Origin of the sequence: Noviherbaspirillum pedocola (assembly GCF_016632335.1) — a bacterium.
Lineage (GTDB): Bacteria > Pseudomonadota > Gammaproteobacteria > Burkholderiales > Burkholderiaceae_D > Noviherbaspirillum_A > Noviherbaspirillum_A pedocola.
In genome coordinates this window covers 212,840-230,636 of the sequence record NZ_JAEPBG010000001.1, presented here as the reverse complement: position 1 = coordinate 230,636, position 17,797 = coordinate 212,840, and the positions used below count along the sequence as shown (strand labels likewise).

At 61.9% G+C, this 17,797-nt stretch carries 13 protein-coding genes; 7 read left to right on the top strand and 6 right to left on the bottom strand.

The genetic code is table 11. The features are described from left to right. Positions 1-250: 250 nt before the first annotated feature. Positions 251-2,005 carry a hypothetical protein gene (locus JJB74_RS01040; RefSeq protein ID WP_200589802.1) on the top strand — a complete coding sequence of 585 codons (1,755 nt, stop codon included), beginning with the start codon at positions 251-253 and terminating at the stop codon, positions 2,003-2,005. Between the two features lie 708 nt (positions 2,006-2,713). Further along, positions 2,714-3,958 carry a hypothetical protein gene (locus JJB74_RS01035; protein ID WP_200589800.1) on the top strand — a complete coding sequence of 415 codons (1,245 nt, stop codon included), beginning with the start codon at positions 2,714-2,716 and terminating at the stop codon, positions 3,956-3,958. Positions 3,959-4,015: 57 nt separating this feature from the next. Here JJB74_RS01035 and JJB74_RS01030 read toward each other — a convergent pair whose 3' ends face one another. From JJB74_RS01030 to pgi, 5 genes are all read right to left on the bottom strand, one after another. Beyond that, the gene (locus tag JJB74_RS01030) at positions 4,016-4,297 is read right to left on the bottom strand and encodes a WGR domain-containing protein (protein WP_200589798.1); all 282 of its coding nucleotides are present in this window, start codon (positions 4,295-4,297) and stop codon (positions 4,016-4,018) included. A 152-nt stretch (positions 4,298-4,449) separates the two neighbouring features. Beyond that, positions 4,450-5,382: a transaldolase gene (gene tal, locus JJB74_RS01025; protein WP_200589796.1), complete on the bottom strand. Its 933-nt coding sequence runs from the start codon at positions 5,380-5,382 to the stop codon at positions 4,450-4,452. Between the two features lie 183 nt (positions 5,383-5,565). Then, complete coding sequence (locus JJB74_RS01020) at positions 5,566-6,453, bottom strand: SIS domain-containing protein (protein WP_200589794.1); 888 nt, start codon at positions 6,451-6,453, stop codon at positions 5,566-5,568. Between the two features lie 7 nt (positions 6,454-6,460). Continuing rightward, entirely contained in the window at positions 6,461-7,936 is a 1,476-nt protein-coding gene (gene zwf / locus JJB74_RS01015; protein WP_200589792.1) for a glucose-6-phosphate dehydrogenase, read from the bottom strand. An 18-nt stretch (positions 7,937-7,954) separates the two neighbouring features. Beyond that, complete coding sequence (pgi, locus tag JJB74_RS01010; RefSeq protein WP_200589791.1) at positions 7,955-9,649, bottom strand: glucose-6-phosphate isomerase; 1,695 nt, start codon at positions 9,647-9,649, stop codon at positions 7,955-7,957. Positions 9,650-9,897: 248 nt separating this feature from the next. Here pgi and edd point away from each other — a divergent pair, with 248 nt between their 5' ends. From edd to JJB74_RS00995, 3 genes are all read left to right on the top strand, one after another. Continuing rightward, on the top strand, positions 9,898-11,829 hold the full coding sequence (gene edd / locus JJB74_RS01005; RefSeq protein WP_200589790.1) for a phosphogluconate dehydratase: 1,932 nt from the start codon (positions 9,898-9,900) through the stop codon (positions 11,827-11,829). A gap of 33 nt (positions 11,830-11,862) precedes the next feature. After that, positions 11,863-12,510 carry a bifunctional 4-hydroxy-2-oxoglutarate aldolase/2-dehydro-3-deoxy-phosphogluconate aldolase gene (gene eda / locus JJB74_RS01000; protein ID WP_407672246.1) on the top strand — a complete coding sequence of 216 codons (648 nt, stop codon included), beginning with the start codon at positions 11,863-11,865 and terminating at the stop codon, positions 12,508-12,510. A 289-nt stretch (positions 12,511-12,799) separates the two neighbouring features. Further along, positions 12,800-14,959, top strand: coding sequence for a sensor histidine kinase (locus JJB74_RS00995; RefSeq protein ID WP_200589788.1), 2,160 nt, complete (start codon positions 12,800-12,802; stop codon positions 14,957-14,959). Between the two features lie 11 nt (positions 14,960-14,970). Here JJB74_RS00995 and JJB74_RS00990 read toward each other — a convergent pair whose 3' ends face one another. After that, positions 14,971-15,393 carry a VOC family protein gene (locus JJB74_RS00990; RefSeq protein ID WP_200589785.1) on the bottom strand — a complete coding sequence of 141 codons (423 nt, stop codon included), beginning with the start codon at positions 15,391-15,393 and terminating at the stop codon, positions 14,971-14,973. 150 nt (positions 15,394-15,543) lie between these two features. On the opposite strand from JJB74_RS00990, the gene JJB74_RS00985 reads away from it, so the two are divergent. Together JJB74_RS00985 and rpiA are read left to right on the top strand one after the other, a co-directional pair. Next, on the top strand, positions 15,544-16,878 hold the full coding sequence (locus tag JJB74_RS00985; protein WP_200589783.1) for a hemolysin family protein: 1,335 nt from the start codon (positions 15,544-15,546) through the stop codon (positions 16,876-16,878). Positions 16,879-16,992: 114 nt separating this feature from the next. Continuing rightward, a complete protein-coding gene (gene rpiA / locus JJB74_RS00980) occupies positions 16,993-17,664 on the top strand; it encodes a ribose-5-phosphate isomerase RpiA (protein WP_200589781.1) in 672 nt (223 codons plus the stop codon). Positions 17,665-17,797: the final 133 nt, after the last annotated feature.

Genomic DNA, 17,797 nt, shown 5'->3' with positions numbered 1-17,797 from the left:
GTGATAAGGCGGACCGTTTAGCCGAGACATAAGCCGACGTCGATTGCCTTCGCCGCAGTTTGGAACGGTGTAGCACGAACCGCCACCAACGAGGCTTGCCAATAGCGACCGATCCCTGGTTCACCTCGTTCCGGATACGTCATCAATATTGGTTGAAAAACAGGCCTGTCACCGTGCGTGTTCTTCACGGTGACAGGCAGCGTCGCAACGTATCTTTGCGTCTTCTCTCCATTCCTATCCACAGATACCCATGGATATTTCTTTTCTCGTTCACGATAAACCTCCACGATCCGTCAAGCCATCGCCCGGTACGCAAGTCACCATTCCTGCGAACAAGGGCTCAGGTTCATTCGATGTTGCTGCCGATGTCGGCACTGGGAGCGTCAAGCGTTCGCATGCGCAGATGACTGGCGAAACCGTGCCAACGGATGAAGATAGAGACCCGAAGAAGCCGAGATTGTCCGAGCGGAGCAGCCCCACGCATGACGACACATTCAATCGGCGTGCCGGCAATGCCAGCCCGCCGCTGCCCGCGGCAAATTTTAAAAAGATCGTGATGCCGGCCCTTGCTCCGTACATCCTGGCTGAAACAAAAGCTGCAACGCAGCCCACTCCTTCCTACGCTGAAGCCGGCAACATGCCTGCGCAGCATTGGCAACAGCTGGAACCGACACATACAGCTTCTTATGTTGTGTCCGATTCCCATTTCAGTGCGCCGATGCTGCCGACGTTCTTGCCATCACACATGTTGTTCCCAGGCTTGAACGGTATGCCGTCGTGGCTATTGGTTGCCGGCGCTGCTGAAGCTTCAGATCCCATACCTACCATATCGACGCAGGGAGGTGCCGAAGCCATGTTGAATATGTCAACGGCTTCCTTGTCTGGCGCGGACGACGGCAGCGTGGATCCGCATGCATCGCTCAAGTTCGAAAAGCTCTACGAGCATGTGAAAAGCCGAAGCGGAGGGAGTCAAGTGCAGGCGTCGAAAGAGAAGTCCATTGTATTTGAGCCTATGTGGAAGGTAAGCGAAGAGCGGAAGGTAAAGGATTCAGCCAAACGATCCGATCCACGAAGCGCTCTCCCCCGCAATACCAATGCCGCATTGCCATTGCTGGATCAGCTTCAAGCTGCGGAAACGGGTTCGTCCGTCGTTGCGCATCGCTGGAAGCAGCTGCAGCCTGCGCTCGACAAATTCCTGATGTCATGCGCCATGTTTACCAAACCGGAAGAATTCGCGGACTATCTTGCCGTTGTCCAGATTGCGGTGTTGTATCTGGATGCTCCACTCGGAAATGGCACGAGTTGGCAAGCCGAGGTGGTTATTGCTGACGCTCTCGTTCTGCTCGGCAGATGGGCGAAGACAATTCGCTCAAGGAAAGCGAAATCCGAGCAGGAAAAAAACGCAACCGCAGAGCGGTGCAAAACTGCGATGAGAGAATCCTTGTTTGGCGTGGATCGAGATGAGAAGCGAGTTGATCACGCTTTGTCCGCTCGCTTCATACACTTGCTCATCAAGGTATATCACTTTCAGTTCACAGAGCAGCGGCTAAGCAAGCTCTATGAGAGGCCGCTCAGCAATGGCCGCAACCAGTTGCCACTGGTCAGCGCCGCCAAAGCTGCGCGGTCATTTCTTGAAAATGGCGAATACAAAGAACTGAGTTGCAAGGACCTGGCACAGGCCTATTTCGACAAGGACAGTAAATCCGAGTTGGTGCAACTCATCTGGAATGATTCGGGATTGCACGTGTCGAACTTCGTTCCAGTCGTCCCACTGATTACATTGGACTGGAACACCGGCCGGGCAGCGCAAGCTATCACGACCTCGTCGTCCCCATCCTTCACGACCTCGTCGTCCCCATCCTTCACGACCTCGTCGTCCCCATCCTTCACGACCACCGGCACCACAGCGCTCCCTGGCGGCAGCCATGGTCGTGCGCATGAAAAGTCCGGGCTCGGCGCACTCGATATCGGTAACACGCCGGGGTATCAGCCAGACAGGATTTGAAGCAGTGAAGCAGGCTGCAATCGCATGTGCGCCGTGGTGGTGAAGGATGCAAGGGAATGCGCCAATCAGGGCAAAGATCGTTTGACGAGAATGGCAGTTCGCGCAGTGCCATTTCTGTCCACAGGAACAAGGATGGGTCACGTGATACTGAATGCCACTTGCTGACAGTGAGGCGATACAGAAGTTTGCATCGCATTGCTCCAGTTCCGCGTGTCGGTGGCGCTGCATGATGCGTGAAATGCGCTGTGCGCTTTGAGCATGTCGCCGTGCGCTGCTGGAATGCCTGTCCGGCCCATCCTCTTTCTTCCTTCTGATTTTCCAATGAATGCTGACCGTCTCCCCGATCATGAACCCTTGCATCTGGATTACGGCTCAACGCCCGTAAGCCGATTACTTCCTCCGCATACCTCAGTGACGCCTTCCAGCCAGGCTTTGCAGGCCAATGCCGGCCACGGCAAGCGCACGCACAGTGCGGTAGCGTCGAACGCATCGTTTGCGCAGCACCCTGATGGCAAAGCAGGCGATGAACAAAGCCGGCCCGCGAAACGGCCCTGGATATCGCATCGGGAAACTGCCAACTCTTACGCCGCTTGCGATTCGTATCCCGACGGGTGCAGTCCGTCGACGTCAGCGTCAAAGTTCGAATCGATACTTGAGACAGTGTTGATCGAGAGCATGCGGATTCCAGGCGCGGGGGAGCGATACGAGTTGGCCAACCTCGTGCGGCAGGAATTGGCGGCGCTGGAAGCAGCGCCACCGTTGCAGCCACCACTGCCATCACTCCCGGATAACTCTGCTTCGTCCGAGCTCGACCGAAATGCGATGGCGCGTGGTGCGCTTGCACCCGTTAGCTATGCCGTACCCATCATCCCTTCGCTGGCGATACCGGCCATGATGCGCGGCTGGAAGGCCAGCGCCCCGAGGCTGGTATTTGGCCCGGTGTATCCGCAACCTGCTGGCCCGATGGCGGGGCGCGACATGGTTGTGCCTGACTCGGCAACGCTTCCTGTCGTACCGCCGAAGAGGAGCTTGGGCAAGCCGGTGAGCAAGGGGAGTCAACCAATGCTCTGGCAGATTACAACTCGTCTGGAAACAGAATTCAGAGAGCGGCAGAGGAAAGCGTCTTCCATACTGGAGCAGACATTGGCTCACGCTTCGGCTGCGGATGCCGCCATCGCACAATGGAATCGGCTGCAACCCCGTCTCAGTGAATTTCTAGTCTCCTATCCCAAATTCACCGAACTGGCAGAGTTCAAGGACTATATTGCCGTCGTCCAGATCGCAGCCTTGCATATGGATGGTTTATTCAAAAATGCCAAAGGAACGTATGCAAAGTGGCTGATTGCTGAAGCAATCAACGGGCTCTGGGCTTGCCTTGAAAAAGCGAGGAGACAGCCGGATGGAACGCCCGGATGTGGAGAGGCAGAGCGTCGGCAATGGCTAGCTGAGATCCAAGCTGCATTGTATGGCTATGTGCATGGCCAGTTACAGAACGCTGATGCCTTGCCTGCTCGTTTTATTGGCTTGCTTACCGAGATGTTTGATGGCGATCTGGGCAGTAAAGAAATGAGAGAGGTATACGGCCAAAGGTTCGCGACGAGAATAAGTGAGGTGTTGGGGAATAAAAATATGCGCAAAGTATCGACATGGCATGCAGCTGGCAAATACAGGGAACCGAGTTGCAGTGATTTGGTGCAAGCTCATTTCGATAAGGGCGGAAGATCCGCAGTGGTAAGCATGATTCGGGACGCGCTGGCATTGGAAGCATCGGCGCTCGCGACGGGCATTCCGCCAACGTCATCGGACCAGAGCAGCCGCCAGGCGATGCAACTATCCACGACCACGAGCACCACCGTGACCACCAATGCCGAAGCTGTTCGCGCACATGAGCATTCCGCATCTGACGCGCAAGCTGCCGACAAAGCGCGGGATCATCAAGCGAACTCGGTCTGAAACCACGCAATCGTCAGCACTGACACGGAGCCATGAAGCGCACTGCGCGCATGCGCTTCATGCTCCCTGCAACCGATACCCGCAACGCTCGCGCCGCTTGCGTATCACACCCAGCATCGCCATCCCCGCTTCGAAGCTCGTCACCACCGACACCCGCCCGCCGCCCTGGCCGTTGCGGGTGCTGCCCCAGCTGCGGGTGACGCTCCATTGACCGAAGAGATCGCGGTCCAGCGCGGCGGTGTAGAAGCGGGTGGTGGAGGTGAACAGCAGGCGGGTGGAAGAAAGCGCGCACGGCGGCTCGATGGCGGCGCTGGGCATCGTATCGGGTGTGTCGGTCATCCGCCTGTTCCTTTCTTCGTCGGGTGCATGAAATCGCGACCCCGATTGGAACAGAGCGCCGTGATGATGTCCAGCACGGCGCAATGAGAAGCGCAGCCAAGCACAGCGTCGAATGAAATCGGCAGCCGATCCGCGCTGAAGCAATGCGTCGTTTACAGCGCCGCGATCAGGCCTTCGAGCTTCACCGCATCGGCGCAGAACTGGCGTATGCCTTCGGCCAGCTTCTCGGTCGCCATCGCGTCTTCATTGAGCAGGAAGCGGAATGCCTTCTCATCCAGTTCCATGCGCTGCAGATCGCTTTGCGCGGCGCTCTCGGGGCTGAGCTTGCGCTTGACCGCGCCTTCGCCCTGCGCCAGCTTCTGCAGCAGCTCCGGGCTGATGGTCAGCAGATCGCAGCCGGCCAGCTCGAGTATCTGCGAGGTGTTGCGAAAACTTGCGCCCATGACTTCGGTGTCATGGCCGAACTTGCGGTAGTAGTTGTAGATGCGCTGGACCGATTGCACGCCGGGGTCGTCCGCGCCCATGTACTCCTGACCGCTCTGCTTCTTGTACCAGTCATAGATGCGACCGACAAAGGGCGAGATCAGTTGCGCGCCGGCGTCGGCGCAGGCCACCGCCTGCGGCAGCGAAAACAGCAGCGTCATGTTGCAGCGTATGCCTTCGCGCTCCAGGACTTCGGCAGCGCGTATGCCTTCCCAGGTAGAGGCGATCTTGATCAGCACCCGCTCGCGCGATACGCCCGCGGCTTCATACAGCGCAATCAGTTCACGGCCCTTGGCGATGGTGCCGGCAGTGTCGAAGGACAGGCGCGCATCGGTCTCGGTGGAGACGCGGCCAGGGATGATATCGAGGATGCGCCGGCCGAAGGACACCAGCAATTGGTCGATGATGTGCGCCACGCCGTGACTGCGATGGTCACGCGCCGCCTGCTCCAGCAGCGGCCGGTATTCCGCCTTCTGCACCGCCTTGAGGATCAGCGATGGATTCGTGGTCGCATCCTGCGGCGCATAGGCTTCGATCGATTGAAAGTCGCCGGTGTCGGCAACGATGGTGGTGTATTGCTTGAGCTGGTCGAGTTGGTTCATGGTCTTGGCTGCGGTTGGATGGCAGGGGAGGCTACGTTATAAGAGGCGGCGGCGCTTTGCGCGGATCCGGTTCGTAGGGTGGGCGAAGCCCACGCGCAGGATCGCTCGACCGTTGGCCGCGTGGGCTTCGCCCACCCTACGTGAAGAATGCGCTTCGCAGCCGTGCATTCTACGCCCTGGACTTCAATCCGCCGCCTTGCGCGCCGGCGCCGGGGCCAGCTCGGTATACGGATCGAACTGGATATCGATGCGCTGCAGCGCGCGCTGCGCCGATTGCATCTGGCGCCGGAAGTCCGGGCCGCGTCGCAACGCCAGGCCGACGGCGAGGATGTCGATCACCGTCAGGTGCGCAAGGCGCGCCGAGATCGGCCGGTACGGGTCGGTGTCCACCGGCAAGTCCACTGGCAGCAGCACCGTTGCCAGCGCGGCCAAGGGCGTGCCGGAAGGCGCAATGGCGATGATGTCCGCGCCCGCATCCCGCGCCAGGCGCACGCTGTGCAGCAGGGCAACGCTGCCGCCGCGCTGCGAGATCGCAACCACTGCATCGCCTTTCTGCAGCAGCGCCGCTGAGATTGCATGGATGTGCGGATCCGAATACGCGACCGTGGGCACGCCCGAGCGAAAGAACTTGTGCTGCGCATCGGCTGCCACCAGGCCCGAGCTGCCCTGGCCGTAGAACTCGATCTTCTTCGCCGAAGCCAGCAGGTCGATGGCAGCCTGCACCGCCTGCGCATCGAGGTTGTTGCGCAGATCGAGCAGCACATTGACCGAGCGGCCGCAGATCTTGCCGATCAGGTCCGAGGCCAGGTCGTCCGGCAATGGCGCTTCATCCAGAGCGCGCGGCGCCAGCGCCAGACCCTGCGCCAGCTTGAGCTTGAACTCATGCCAGCCGTCATAGCCGATCGCGCGGCAGAAGCGCACCACGGTCGGCTCGGACACCTGCGCGCTTCTGGCCAGCGCGCTGATGTTTTCCGAGATGGTCAGCTCCGGGTTTTCCAGCACCGCCAGCGCGACCTTGCGCTCGGACTTGGACAGGCTGCCGAGTCGGGTGCGTATGGCATCGAGCAACATCGGCGGCTCACATCTCCGGCAGCGCTTCTTCGCGCCACTGCAAACCGTCGCGCCCGATCAGAGCGCTGGCCGCGCCCGGTCCCCAGGAACCGGCGCTGTAGAACACCGGCTCGTTGTCTTCCTGGTCCCAGAATTCGAGGATGGGTTCGACCCATTCCCAGGCCGCTTCCAGCTCGTCGCTGCGCATGAACAGCGTCAATTGATTGCGCAGCACATCCATCAGCAGGCGCTCGTAGGCTTCCATGCGCGGCTTCTTGAAGGTTTCGCGGAAGTCCAGGCCGAGGTCGGCCGGACGCAGGCGCATGCCGTCGCCGGGCATCTTTGCCATCAGCGATAGCGACAGGCCTTCATCCGGCTGCAGGCGGATCACCAGCGAATTCGGCTGGAAGCTGCTGATCGGCTGCGCAAAGATCGAATGCGGTATCGACTTGAAGCGCACCACGATCTCGGCCAGCGAATCGGCCATGCGCTTGCCGGTGCGCAGGAAGAAGGGCACGCCGGACCAGCGCCAGGTATCGATCTCGGCCTTGACCGCGACGAAGGTCTCGGTGCGCGATTGCGGATTCGCATCCGGCTCGCGCCGATAGGCCGGCACCGGCTCGCCATGCACATGGCCGCTGCGGTACTGGCCGCGCACCACGTTCTGCACCAGGGTGTTGGGCGTGAAGCGGCGCAGCGCGCGCAGGACCTTCAGCTTTTCATCGCGCACCGCGTCCGGAGTGCTGTCTACCGGCGGTTCCATGGCGACGATGCACAGGAGCTGCAGCAGATGGTTCTGCAGCATGTCGCGCAGCGCGCCCGAGGTTTCGTAATAGCCCATGCGATTGCCCACGCCGAGCTCTTCGGCGATGGTGATCTGCACATCCGAAATCCATTCGCGCCGCCACAGCGGCTCGAACAGGATATTGCCGAAGCGCAGCGCCAAGAGGTTCTGCACCGCTTCCTTGCCGAGGTAATGGTCGATGCGGAATATCTGCTTTTCCTCGAATACCTTGCCGACTTCGGCATTGATCTGGCGCGCGCTGGCCAGGTCGCGGCCCAGCGGCTTTTCCAGCACCACGCGCGACTCCGGCGTGACCAGGCCGGCCTGCTTCAGGTTCTGGCAGATCACCGAGAACAATGCCGGCGGCGTGGCGAGGTAATACACCCGCGAGATGCCGGGCTCGCTGCGCATGTCTTCCTTCAGCGCGGCATAGGTGCCGGGATCGGTGGCATCGACCGACACATAGGAGATGCGGTCGCAGAAAGCGCTCCAGGCTTCCTTGCTCAGGCATTCGGGCGCGATATGGCACTTGGCCTGCTCGTCGAGCATCGCGATGTACTCTTCCTTGCTGAACGGATGCCGGCCCACGCTGACGATGCGCGCCGACGGTGGAAAGCCGCCCTTGGAGCGGGCCAGCATGTACAGCGCCGGAATCAGCTTGCGCATTGCCAGATCGCCGCCGCCGCCGAAGAGGACGAAATCGAAATCGTTGATTGCCATGGTTGAGTAAGGGTTCGCTCAGTTGGAAGGCTGCGACAGCGCGGCGCGGGCGCGCGCGATCAGGCCATTGGTGGAAGCGTCGTGGGCCTTCGTATTCGGGCCGGCGACCAGCTCGTTCATGATGGTCTTGGCCAACACCTTGCCGAGTTCGACGCCCCATTGATCGAAGCTGTTCACGCCCCAGATCACGCCCTGCACGAAGACCTTGTGCTCGTACAGCGCGATCAGCGCGCCCAGGCTGGCCGGGGTCAGCGCATCGAGCAGCAGCATGGTGCTCGGCCGGTTGCCGGGGAAGGTGCGGTGCGGCGCGAGCGCGGCGATGCGCTCGGCGGACATGTTCTGGCCGGCGAGTTCTGCGCGCACCTCGTCCTCGGTCTTGCCGCGCATCAGCGCTTCGGACTGCGCGAAGCAGTTCGCCAGCAGCGCTTCCTGGTGGCCGGGCAGCGCATGCGCAGCGGCGAGCGAGGCGATGAAATCGACCGGAATCACGTCCGTGCCCTGGTGCAGCAATTGGAAGTAGGCGTGCTGGCCATTGGTGCCGGTGTCGCCCCAGATCACCGGGCAGGTGGCAACGGTTAGCGGCTTGCCGTCGGCGTCGACGTGCTTGCCATTGCTTTCCATCTCGAGCTGCTGCAGATAGCCGGGCAGGCTGGCCAGATCCTGGTGGTAGGGCGCGATCGAGATCGAGCTCATGCCGAGGAAGTTGCGGTTCCAGATGCCGATCAGGGCCAGGATCGCGGGCAGATTGCGCTCCAGCGGCGCGGCGCGGAAATGCTCGTCCATCGCATGCGCGCCGGCCAGGAATTCGCGGAAGCCGTCGGCGCCCACCGCGATCGCCACCGGCAGGCCGATCGCGGACCACACCGAATAACGTCCGCCGACCCAGTCCCAGAAGCCGAACATGTTGGCCGGATCGATGCCGAAGGCGGTGACGGCCTCGGTGTTGGTCGATACCGCAACGAAATGTTTTGCCAAGTCCTTTTCTTCGCCATGCTGCAGAAACCAGGAGCGCGCCGATTGCGCATTCATCATGGTTTCCTGGGTAGTAAAGGTCTTGGAGGCAATAATGAAAAGCGTGGTCTCGGGATTTACCCGGGTGAGCAGCGCATCGAGGTCGTGGCCATCGACGTTGGACACGAAGTGCATGGAGAGGCGCGGATGCGCGAACGTGCGCAGCGCCTGGCACACCATCTTCGGTCCGAGGTAGGAGCCGCCGATGCCGATGTTGACCACGTCGGTGATCGCTTTGCCGGTGTAGCCGGTCCAGGCGCCGGAACGGATGGATTCGGCGCACTGTCCAAGTCGGTCCAGCACCGCGTGCACCTCGGCGCCGACCGGGCGTCCATCGACAGTGGCGCCGGCTACTTCACGGGGCGCGCGCAGCGCGGCATGCAGCACTGCGCGGTCTTCGGTGTTGTTGATGCGCTCGCCGCCGAACATCGCGTCACGCCGCGCTTCCACGCCGCGCTCGCGCGCCAGCGAAAACAGCAGACGCATGGTGTCTTCAGTGACCAGGTTCTTGGAATAGTCGAGGAAGATGCCCGCGGCCTGCTCGGACAGCGCATCGAAGCGCTCGGGATGCTCGGCGAAAGCCTGCCGCAATTGCAGGCCGCGCGTTGCATCGGCATGTTGCTGCAGCGCCTGCCAGGCGACGGAAGAGGCGGCGGTCGGGGAGGCGGATGGTGTGCTGCTGGCGAAGCTGGAATCGGACATGATCGGCAATGAAAATGATATTTCGATAACTATACAGCAACTTTAGGTAATTTCACTACATGAGGAATTTTTACCGGCTTTGTTGTCGAACAGGTAGCTTGCCCGGCAAATATAGAGGGAAGAGAGAAGATTGACAAGGCTGCTGTTATTTCTTGCGATCGATCAAGGTTTCGTTGCCTCAGACATGATGCGACGGACCTCGTCATTTTTGTAGTATTATTTCAGTACCTTTTTTGCACGGAACCATCATGCCGAAGAATCCCGTCCTGATTGCGGTCACGAACCGCATCGCCCAGCGCAGCCGACCCTGGCGCAGCGCCTATCTGCAGCGCTTGGAACTGGCGCGCAGGAATGGCCCGCAGCGCGGCGCGCTCGGCTGCACGAATCTCGCCCACGGCTTTGCTGCCTTCCCGAAGAACGACAAGCTGGTGCTGCGCGAGCAGAAGCAGCCGTCGGTGGCGATTGTTTCCTCGTACAACGACATGCTCTCCGCGCACCAGCCTTTCGAGCATTTTCCGAAGATCATCAAGGAAGCCGCGCGCGAAGCTGGCGGCGTGGCCCAGTTCGCCGGCGGCACCCCGGCCATGTGCGACGGTGTCACGCAAGGCCAGCCGGGCATGGAGCTGTCGCTGTTCTCGCGCGACACGATCGCGATGGCCACCGCCGTGGCCCTGAGTCACAACATGTTCGATGCGGCGCTCTACCTCGGCATCTGCGACAAGATCGTGCCGGGCCTGCTGATCGGCGCGCTGCACTTCGGACATCTGCCGGCGATCTTCGTGCCGGGCGGACCGATGAGCACCGGCATGGCCAATTCCGAGAAGTCGCGCATTCGCCAGTTGTATGCGCAGGGCAAGCTCTCGCGCGAGGAATTACTCGACGCCGAATCGCAGTCCTATCACGGTCCCGGCACCTGCACCTTCTACGGCACCGCCAACAGCAACCAGATGCTGATGGAAGTCATGGGCCTGCATCTGCCGGGCGCAGCCTTCATTCCGCCGTACACCGAGATGCGCGATGCGCTGACCGCCGAGGCGGCGCGGCGCGCGGTGCGCATTGCCGACGGCGGCGGCGAATATCTGCCGGTCGGCCATGTCGTCGATGAAAAGGCCATCGTCAATGCCATCGTCGCGCTGCATGCCACCGGCGGCTCGACCAATCACACGATGCACCTGGTAGCGATCGCCCGCGCGGCCGGCATCGTCATCGACTGGAACGACTTCAGCGAACTCTCGGCGATCGTGCCGCTGCTGGCGCGGGTGTACCCGAACGGCGAAGCCGATGTGAACCATTTCCATGCCGCCGGCAGCACAGGCTTTGTCATCCGCGAACTGCTTGACGCCGGCCTGCTGCACGAGGATGTGAAGACCATCCTCGGCGAAGGGCTGCGCCGCCACGCGACGGAACCGCTCTTCATCGACGGCCGACTGCAGTGGCGTGACGCGCCGGAAAAGAGCGGCGATGAGAACGTGCTGCGTCCGGCGGCTAACCCATTCTCGAGCGAAGGCGGGCTGCGGCTCATGACGGGCAACCTCGGCCGCTCGGTAATCAAGGTGTCGGCGGTCAAGCCGCAATACCGGGTCATCGAAGCGCCGGCCATTGTGTTCCATTCGCAGGACGCATTCCTGCAGGACTTCCACGACGGCAAGCTCGACCGCGATTTCGTCGCCGTGGTGACCTTCCAGGGTCCGCGCGCCAACGGCATGCCGGAACTGCATTCGCTCACGCCGGCGCTCGGCGTGCTGCAGGACAAGGGTCGCAAGGTAGCGCTGGTGACGGATGGCCGCATGTCCGGCGCGTCCGGCAAGGTGCCGGCGGCGATCCATGTGTCGCCGGAAGTATTGGCCGGCGGTCCGCTCGGCCGGGTACGCACCGGCGACATGATCCGGCTCGACGCCGAGGCCGGCACGCTCGAAGCCCTGGTGCCGCAGGAGCAATGGGCGGCGCGCGGCAGCGAAGCGGCGGACCTGTCGTCGAACCATACCGGCTTTGGCCGCGAGCTGTTTGCCGTGTTCCGCCAGCATGTGTCCAGCGCGGAAGAGGGCGCGGCCAACTTCAGCCTGCCGCCGCTGGAAGAGCCTTCGGATCTGCTGATCAACCAGCCGGGCGGCAACAACAGCGAAAAGGAATTCAGCGACGAAGACACCGTCGTGACCAATTCCGCAATCAATCCGCGTTGAGCAGAAAACGCAACCAGACAACGAGAGCGAACAATGAAAGAGAAGATGAGCGTCATCGACATCATGAAGGCCTGCCCCGTGATCCCCGTGATCGCGATCGATGAACTGGCCCACGCCGTGCCGCTGGCGCGCGCGCTGGTCGAAGGCGGCATCCGCGTGCTGGAAGTCACGCTGCGCACGCCGCATGGCTTGCCGGCGATCCGCGCGATTTCCGAGGCGGTGCCGGAGGCGATCGTCGGCGTCGGCACGTTGACCCGGCCAGAAGAATTCGATGCGGCGCTGGCTGCTGGTGCGGTGTTTGGCGTATCGCCGGGCTTGACGCCCACGCTGATCGGCGCAGCCCGCTCCAGCGGTCTGCCGCTGTTGCCTGGCGTAATGACGCCGTCCGAAGTAATGGCCGCGCGCGAAGCAGGCTTTCGACAATTGAAGCTGTTTCCCGCGGTGCCGGCCGGCGGCATCGGCATGCTCAATGCGATCGCCGGCCCCCTGCCGGACGTGGCGTTCTGTCCCACTGGCGGCATCTCGCAAGCCACGGCTGCGGAATTCCTCGCCTGCAGCAATGTCGCCTGCGTCGGCGGTTCCTGGCTTACGCCCAAGGCCGCGGTGCAGGCCGGCGACTGGGACAAGATCACCGCGCTGGCACGTGCCGCAGCCGGTTTGCGCATGTCCGGTACGGTATGAAACCGCGCGGGCGGCCGCTCTGCCGCGCCGCCCGCGATAATGTGCAATGCGCACGACTGATCGATTTTCGTAGGTGCGCATGCAAGCAATGCGCGGATGCGCAACATTTCGCATAAAAAAGTCCCTAGTCCGGGCATTCCGGTAGAGAGACCGTTTTTCCTGCCCTACAATCCAGCCTCAATCTCCCGCCAGCGATGGCGCAGCCAGCCTTGCAATGTATTTGCGCCGCTGCTGCGACGCTCATGTTCGACGCCCATGTTTGAAGCCTTCAGCGCCATTGGAGGAATTCATGTTGCGATCAGGTTTGCGCTTTGCGCGGTTTCCATTGCCGGCCCTGTTCGCGCTGCTGGCTGGGCTTTCCGCCAACGCTACGCTGTTTGTTCTCGTCAGCCGGCTCGAATACCAGCAGGAAGAAAGTCAGTTCAAGGAATATGCGGCGCGCCGTTTCACGGCGGTACAAATCGGTGTGAACAATGCGATGGAGGCGATTCATTCGGTCAACCGCTGGTTCGCGACGGTTGACAATGTCACGCCGGAGCAATTTCAGGCCTTCGTGCGCCCGGTTCGGGAAGTCCATCCTTACTTCATCGCCTTCGCTTATCAGCGCATCATTCCCGATAGCGAAAGAGCCGCGTTCGAAAGGCGCATGCGTCGGCGTTATCCGAATTATGTGATCAGGGACCGGTTGCAGGACGGCACATATATGCCAGCTCGACCCGAGAGTTCGTACCGGGTGATCGAAGAGATCGAACCGGCCACTGGCAATGAAATCCTGCTCGGTTTGAACACCCGGTCAGTGGGCGTGCAGGATGAGGCGGCGCATCGGGCGCAGCAGACGGGCATGCCGGCGTCGACGCGGCTGTTCGGCATGATCCAGATGCCCGTTAAACCCCAGGGTTTCCTGGTGTTTGCGCCGGTGTACCGCAAGGGCGCGCACCGTCATTCCGAGCAGGCCGCGCATGGTGACATCACTGGCTTTACCGTTGCCGGGTTTCATGCGCCGGAATTCTTCGAGCGTGTGCTGGCCTCGGCCAGTTTGCTGGAGGGGCCTAGCATTTCCATCAGCCTGTATGCCGGCGCACCGAACCCGAACGAAAGTCTCGTGTATCAATGGAAAACCACGGAACACGAAGACAGCTCCCGCTATGCCGGCTGGCTTTATGACACGCCGACTCATGAGCTTGCGCATGAGCTCAGGATTGCCGACGCCAGCTGGCGCGTCGTGGTTTCCGGTCGGGCCAAGTCCTGCCTCAAGTCACATATTGGTTCGCTGCTGTTGCTCGCGGTAGGGACTTTGGCCACGCTCATGGCAATGAGCTATCTGATCGTGCTGCACCGGCGCGCCCGGCAATTGGCCGATGTCAACGCCAGGCTGCGCGACAGCGAGGAACGTTTTCGACACCTGGTCGACATGTCTTCCGACTGGTACTGGGAACAGGATGCGGGCTTGCGCTTCACGATGATGGCCGGAAGGATGGTGCGGGAAAATCCCGGCCTGCTGGACCTGGTGATTGGCCGGACCCGCTGGGAAATCGTCGAAGCCGGCTTTTCCGCGCCGGAGATGGCCACGCACCGCAAGCTGGTCGAAGCGCGGCAGCCATTTCGCAACTTCGAATATCCGGTGCGCAGCCAGACCGAAAGGATGTTCTGGGTCAGCGTCAGCGGCGAGCCGCTGTTTGATGACGCCGGCGCATTTCTTGGCTATCGCGGCATCACAAAGGACATCAGCGAGCGCAAGGCTGCGGAGCTGAGCCTGCGCCAGCTGGCCGAGCATCGGGAAGCGATCAAGGAACAGGAACGCAAGCGCATCGCGCGCGAAATTCACGACGACCTGGGACAGACCCTGCTGGCACTGCGCCTGGACGCGGCCATGCTGCACGCCCGCACGCCCGCACATGCGCTGCTGCATGCACGCACAGCCCTCGCTCTGCAGCAGATCGACAGCACCATGGCAGCCATGCGCGCCATCATCAATGACTTGCGCCCGCCGGTGCTCGACCTGGGCATCGACGCCGCCATCGAATGGCAGGTGCAGCAATTCCAGCAGCGCACCGGCATCCAATGCGATCTGCTGTGGGCGAGCGATGCCATCACGCTTGACGAGCGCATTGCCACCGCGCTGTTTCGCATCGTGCAGGAGTCACTGAACAATGTGCTCAAGCATGCGTCTGCCAGTCGGGTGCAGATCGCACTCGAGCGCGCCGGGGACGAACTGATGATGACGATCACCGACGATGGCGTCGGCGCACTGGCGCACGCCTGCCGCAAGCCGAATGCATTCGGCCTGGCCGGCATCGGCGAGCGAGTGCATGCGCTTGGCGGTCAGTTCGATCTCATTACCGCGCCCGGCCAGGGCATGACCCTGCGTATCCGCCTGCGTGTTGGCGGGGCTTTCGCCCCGGCTGCCGACACGCAGGCGGATGCCTTCAATCTGTTCGATCCTTCCTGATGGGATGGGTATTACTTCGCAAACAGCTGGCTCATGTCGGCGAAGGCCTTGAACTCGAGCGCATTGTGGCTGGGATCATAGAAGAACATCGTCGCCTGCTCGCCGACCTGGCCCTGGAAGCGGATGTAGGGCTCGATCTCGAACTTCACGCCTGCCTTGCCGAGACGATCGGCCAGTTGCCGCCATTCCTCCATGCCGAGCACCACGCCGAAATGCGGCACCGGCACATGCTTGCCATCGACCTCGTTGGAATCGGGCGCATCATGCCGGGCCGGCGCCAGGTGCGCGACGATCTGGTGGCCATAGAAATCGAAGTCGATCCATTCCTCCGAACTGCGGCCTTCGGCGCAGCCCATGACGCCGCCGTAAAAGCGGCGCGCTTCCTCGAGATCGCGCACCGGGAAGGCCAGGTGAAACGGTTTCAGGTTCTCCATCGTGGTTCCTTGTTGTAAGTGTGTTGCGAATTTTAGAGCGTTTCCGGCGGTACCGGCCCCGCTTGCGCGCAAACGGCGCCGACGCGCGGAAAACGAGCAAACCCTCGCGAAGTCCCGGATAATGCGCATTTTTCAACACGCCTTTCCTGCATGTTCAATCTTTTGCTGGTCGTGCTGGCGCTGCTGCTCGTGGCGCTGAACGGCTTTTTCGTGGCGGCCGAATTCGCGCTGGTGAAGATGCGCCAGACCCGGGTGCGTGCCATCGCCAAGACCCAGGGCGTGCGCGGCCGTCTGCTGGCCCGTGTGCATGGGCAACTCGATGCCTATCTGTCGGCCTGCCAGCTCGGCATCACGCTGGCTTCGCTCGGCCTGGGCTGGATCGGCGAGCCGGCCTTCGCCGACCTGTTGAGCGGCGCGTTCACGGCCCTGGGCGTGACCTCGCAGCAGATCATCCACGGCGTGTCCTTCTTCTTCGCCTTCTTCGTCATTTCCTTCCTGCACATCGTCGTCGGCGAACTTGCGCCGAAGTCGATGTCGATCCGCTATCCGGAGCACATCGGCCTGTGGACCGCCACGCCGCTGTACGGCTTCTACTGGCTGATGTATCCGATCATTTGGATATTGAATGCCAGCGCCAACGGCGTGCTGCGCCTGTTCGGCCTGCATGCCTCGCCCGGGCACGATGCGCAATATTCCGCCGATGAACTGAAGCTGATCCTGCGCAGCAGCCGCAGCGGCAGCAAGTTCAACCGTGATGAATGGAATGTGCTGGCGCAGACGCTGGATTTCGGCGAGCTCGAGGTTTCCGACCTGATGCGGCCCATCCATGAAATCGCCTCGCTGCGACGCGGCCGCGCGCTTGAGGAAAACCTGGCCACGGTCTACCGCACCCGCTACAGCCGCTATCCGTATTTCGCCGAGAACGGCGTCGACGTGCTCGGCGTGATCCACCTGAAGGACCTGTTCCTGGCCGAGCAGGATGGCAAGCGGGTCACCGAGCTCGACAGCTTCCTGCGCCCGGTAGTGCATGTGTCGCCGCGCATGCCGGCGGTGGAACTGATGCGCCGCTTCCGCACCGGCGCGCCGCATTTTGCCGTGGTCGGCAGAAAGGGCCAGAAGCCGGTCGGTTTCCTGACGCTGGACAATCTGCTCGGCGCGCTGGTCGGCGAGATTCGCGACGAGTTCCGGCAAAGCGACAACGACTGGACCCGCCTGGACGACGGCACGCTGATGGGCAAGGGCAGCCTGCCGATCTTCACGCTCGAGCGCGCGCTCGGCATCGATGTCGAGAACGAGGAAGTCGATCTGGAAGAAGCCGACTCGGTCGGCGGCCTGATCATGGAAAAGCTCGGCGAAATACCGCGCGAGGGTCAGAAGATCGCGTTTTCGCAGTTCGACCTGGTGGTGAAGAAGATGAACGGCCCGCGCATCGTGCTGGTACGGGTGTATCCGCGCATCGGGCATGAGGAAGATACAGGCATATAGGGCGGTATGGATTCCTGTATGCCGTCATCGGTCCGTATGGGTGGGTAGGTCGGGAGGTCGTGCAGCGTACAATGCCGGCTTTTCCCCTTTTCCCCTAGTGCAGCAACGACAATCATGACCCAGGACGAACTGAAGCAGGCAGTGGCGCGCGCGGCGCTCGAGTACGTGGTGGAAGGCGCCATCATCGGCGTGGGCACCGGTTCCACCGCGAACTATTTCATCGATGAGCTCGGCGCCATGCGCGGCCGCATAGCCGGCGCCGTGGCATCGTCCGAGGCGACCGCCGCTAGGCTGCGCTCGCATGGCATACCGGTTCTGGACCTGAATGAAGTCAGCACGATGCCGGTGTACATCGACGGCGCTGATGAAATTGTCGAGTCGGGTGCGATGATCAAGGGCGGCGGCGGCGCATTGACGCGCGAGAAGATCGTCGCCTCGGTTGCCGACCAGTTCGTCTGCATCGCCGACGGCTCGAAGCTGGTGAAGACGCTGGGCAAGTTTCCCTTGCCGGTGGAAGTGATACCGATGGCTGGCGCAGTGGTCGCGCGCCGCCTGGGCGCGCTTGGCGGACAGGTGAAGCTGCGCATGAAGGATGGCCAGCCGCTGGTCACCGATAACGGCAACCACATCCTCGACGTTTCGGGGTTGTCCATCACCGATCCGGCCGCAATGGAAAACGACATCAATAACATCGTCGGTGTGGTCACCGTAGGCCTGTTCGCACGACGCGGCGCGGATGTCGCGCTGCTGGGCATGGAAGACGGCGTGAAAACCCTGCAGTTCTGATCGATGCCATTTCTACTCTGAACGCACGGCGCCGGCCATATCTCCGCATGGCCGCGCGCTGAACGCTCCCCCGCGCTGCGCCCGCAGCGCCTCGTTTCAACGCGCCTCCTCCTCCGATCACTCAGGCCCGCCT

Excerpts from the sequence above, each read along its gene's own strand:
- rpiA (WP_200589781.1), top strand. The coding sequence starts at position 16,993 with ATGACCCAGGACGAACTGAAGCAGGCAGTGGCGCGCGCGGCGCTCGAG.
- pgi (WP_200589791.1), bottom strand. The coding sequence starts at position 9,649 with ATGTCCGATTCCAGCTTCGCCAGCAGCACACCATCCGCCTCCCCGACC.
- JJB74_RS01020 (WP_200589794.1), bottom strand. The coding sequence starts at position 6,453 with ATGTTGCTCGATGCCATACGCACCCGACTCGGCAGCCTGTCCAAGTCC.
- eda (WP_407672246.1), top strand. The coding sequence starts at position 11,863 with ATGAAAGAGAAGATGAGCGTCATCGACATCATGAAGGCCTGCCCCGTG.
- edd (WP_200589790.1), top strand. The coding sequence starts at position 9,898 with ATGCCGAAGAATCCCGTCCTGATTGCGGTCACGAACCGCATCGCCCAG.
- JJB74_RS00990 (WP_200589785.1), bottom strand. The coding sequence starts at position 15,393 with ATGGAGAACCTGAAACCGTTTCACCTGGCCTTCCCGGTGCGCGATCTC.
- JJB74_RS00995 (WP_200589788.1), top strand. The coding sequence starts at position 12,800 with ATGTTGCGATCAGGTTTGCGCTTTGCGCGGTTTCCATTGCCGGCCCTG.
- JJB74_RS01030 (WP_200589798.1), bottom strand. The coding sequence starts at position 4,297 with ATGACCGACACACCCGATACGATGCCCAGCGCCGCCATCGAGCCGCCG.
- zwf (WP_200589792.1), bottom strand. The coding sequence starts at position 7,936 with ATGGCAATCAACGATTTCGATTTCGTCCTCTTCGGCGGCGGCGGCGAT.
- JJB74_RS00985 (WP_200589783.1), top strand. The coding sequence starts at position 15,544 with ATGTTCAATCTTTTGCTGGTCGTGCTGGCGCTGCTGCTCGTGGCGCTG.
- JJB74_RS01040 (WP_200589802.1), top strand. The coding sequence starts at position 251 with ATGGATATTTCTTTTCTCGTTCACGATAAACCTCCACGATCCGTCAAG.
- tal (WP_200589796.1), bottom strand. The coding sequence starts at position 5,382 with ATGAACCAACTCGACCAGCTCAAGCAATACACCACCATCGTTGCCGAC.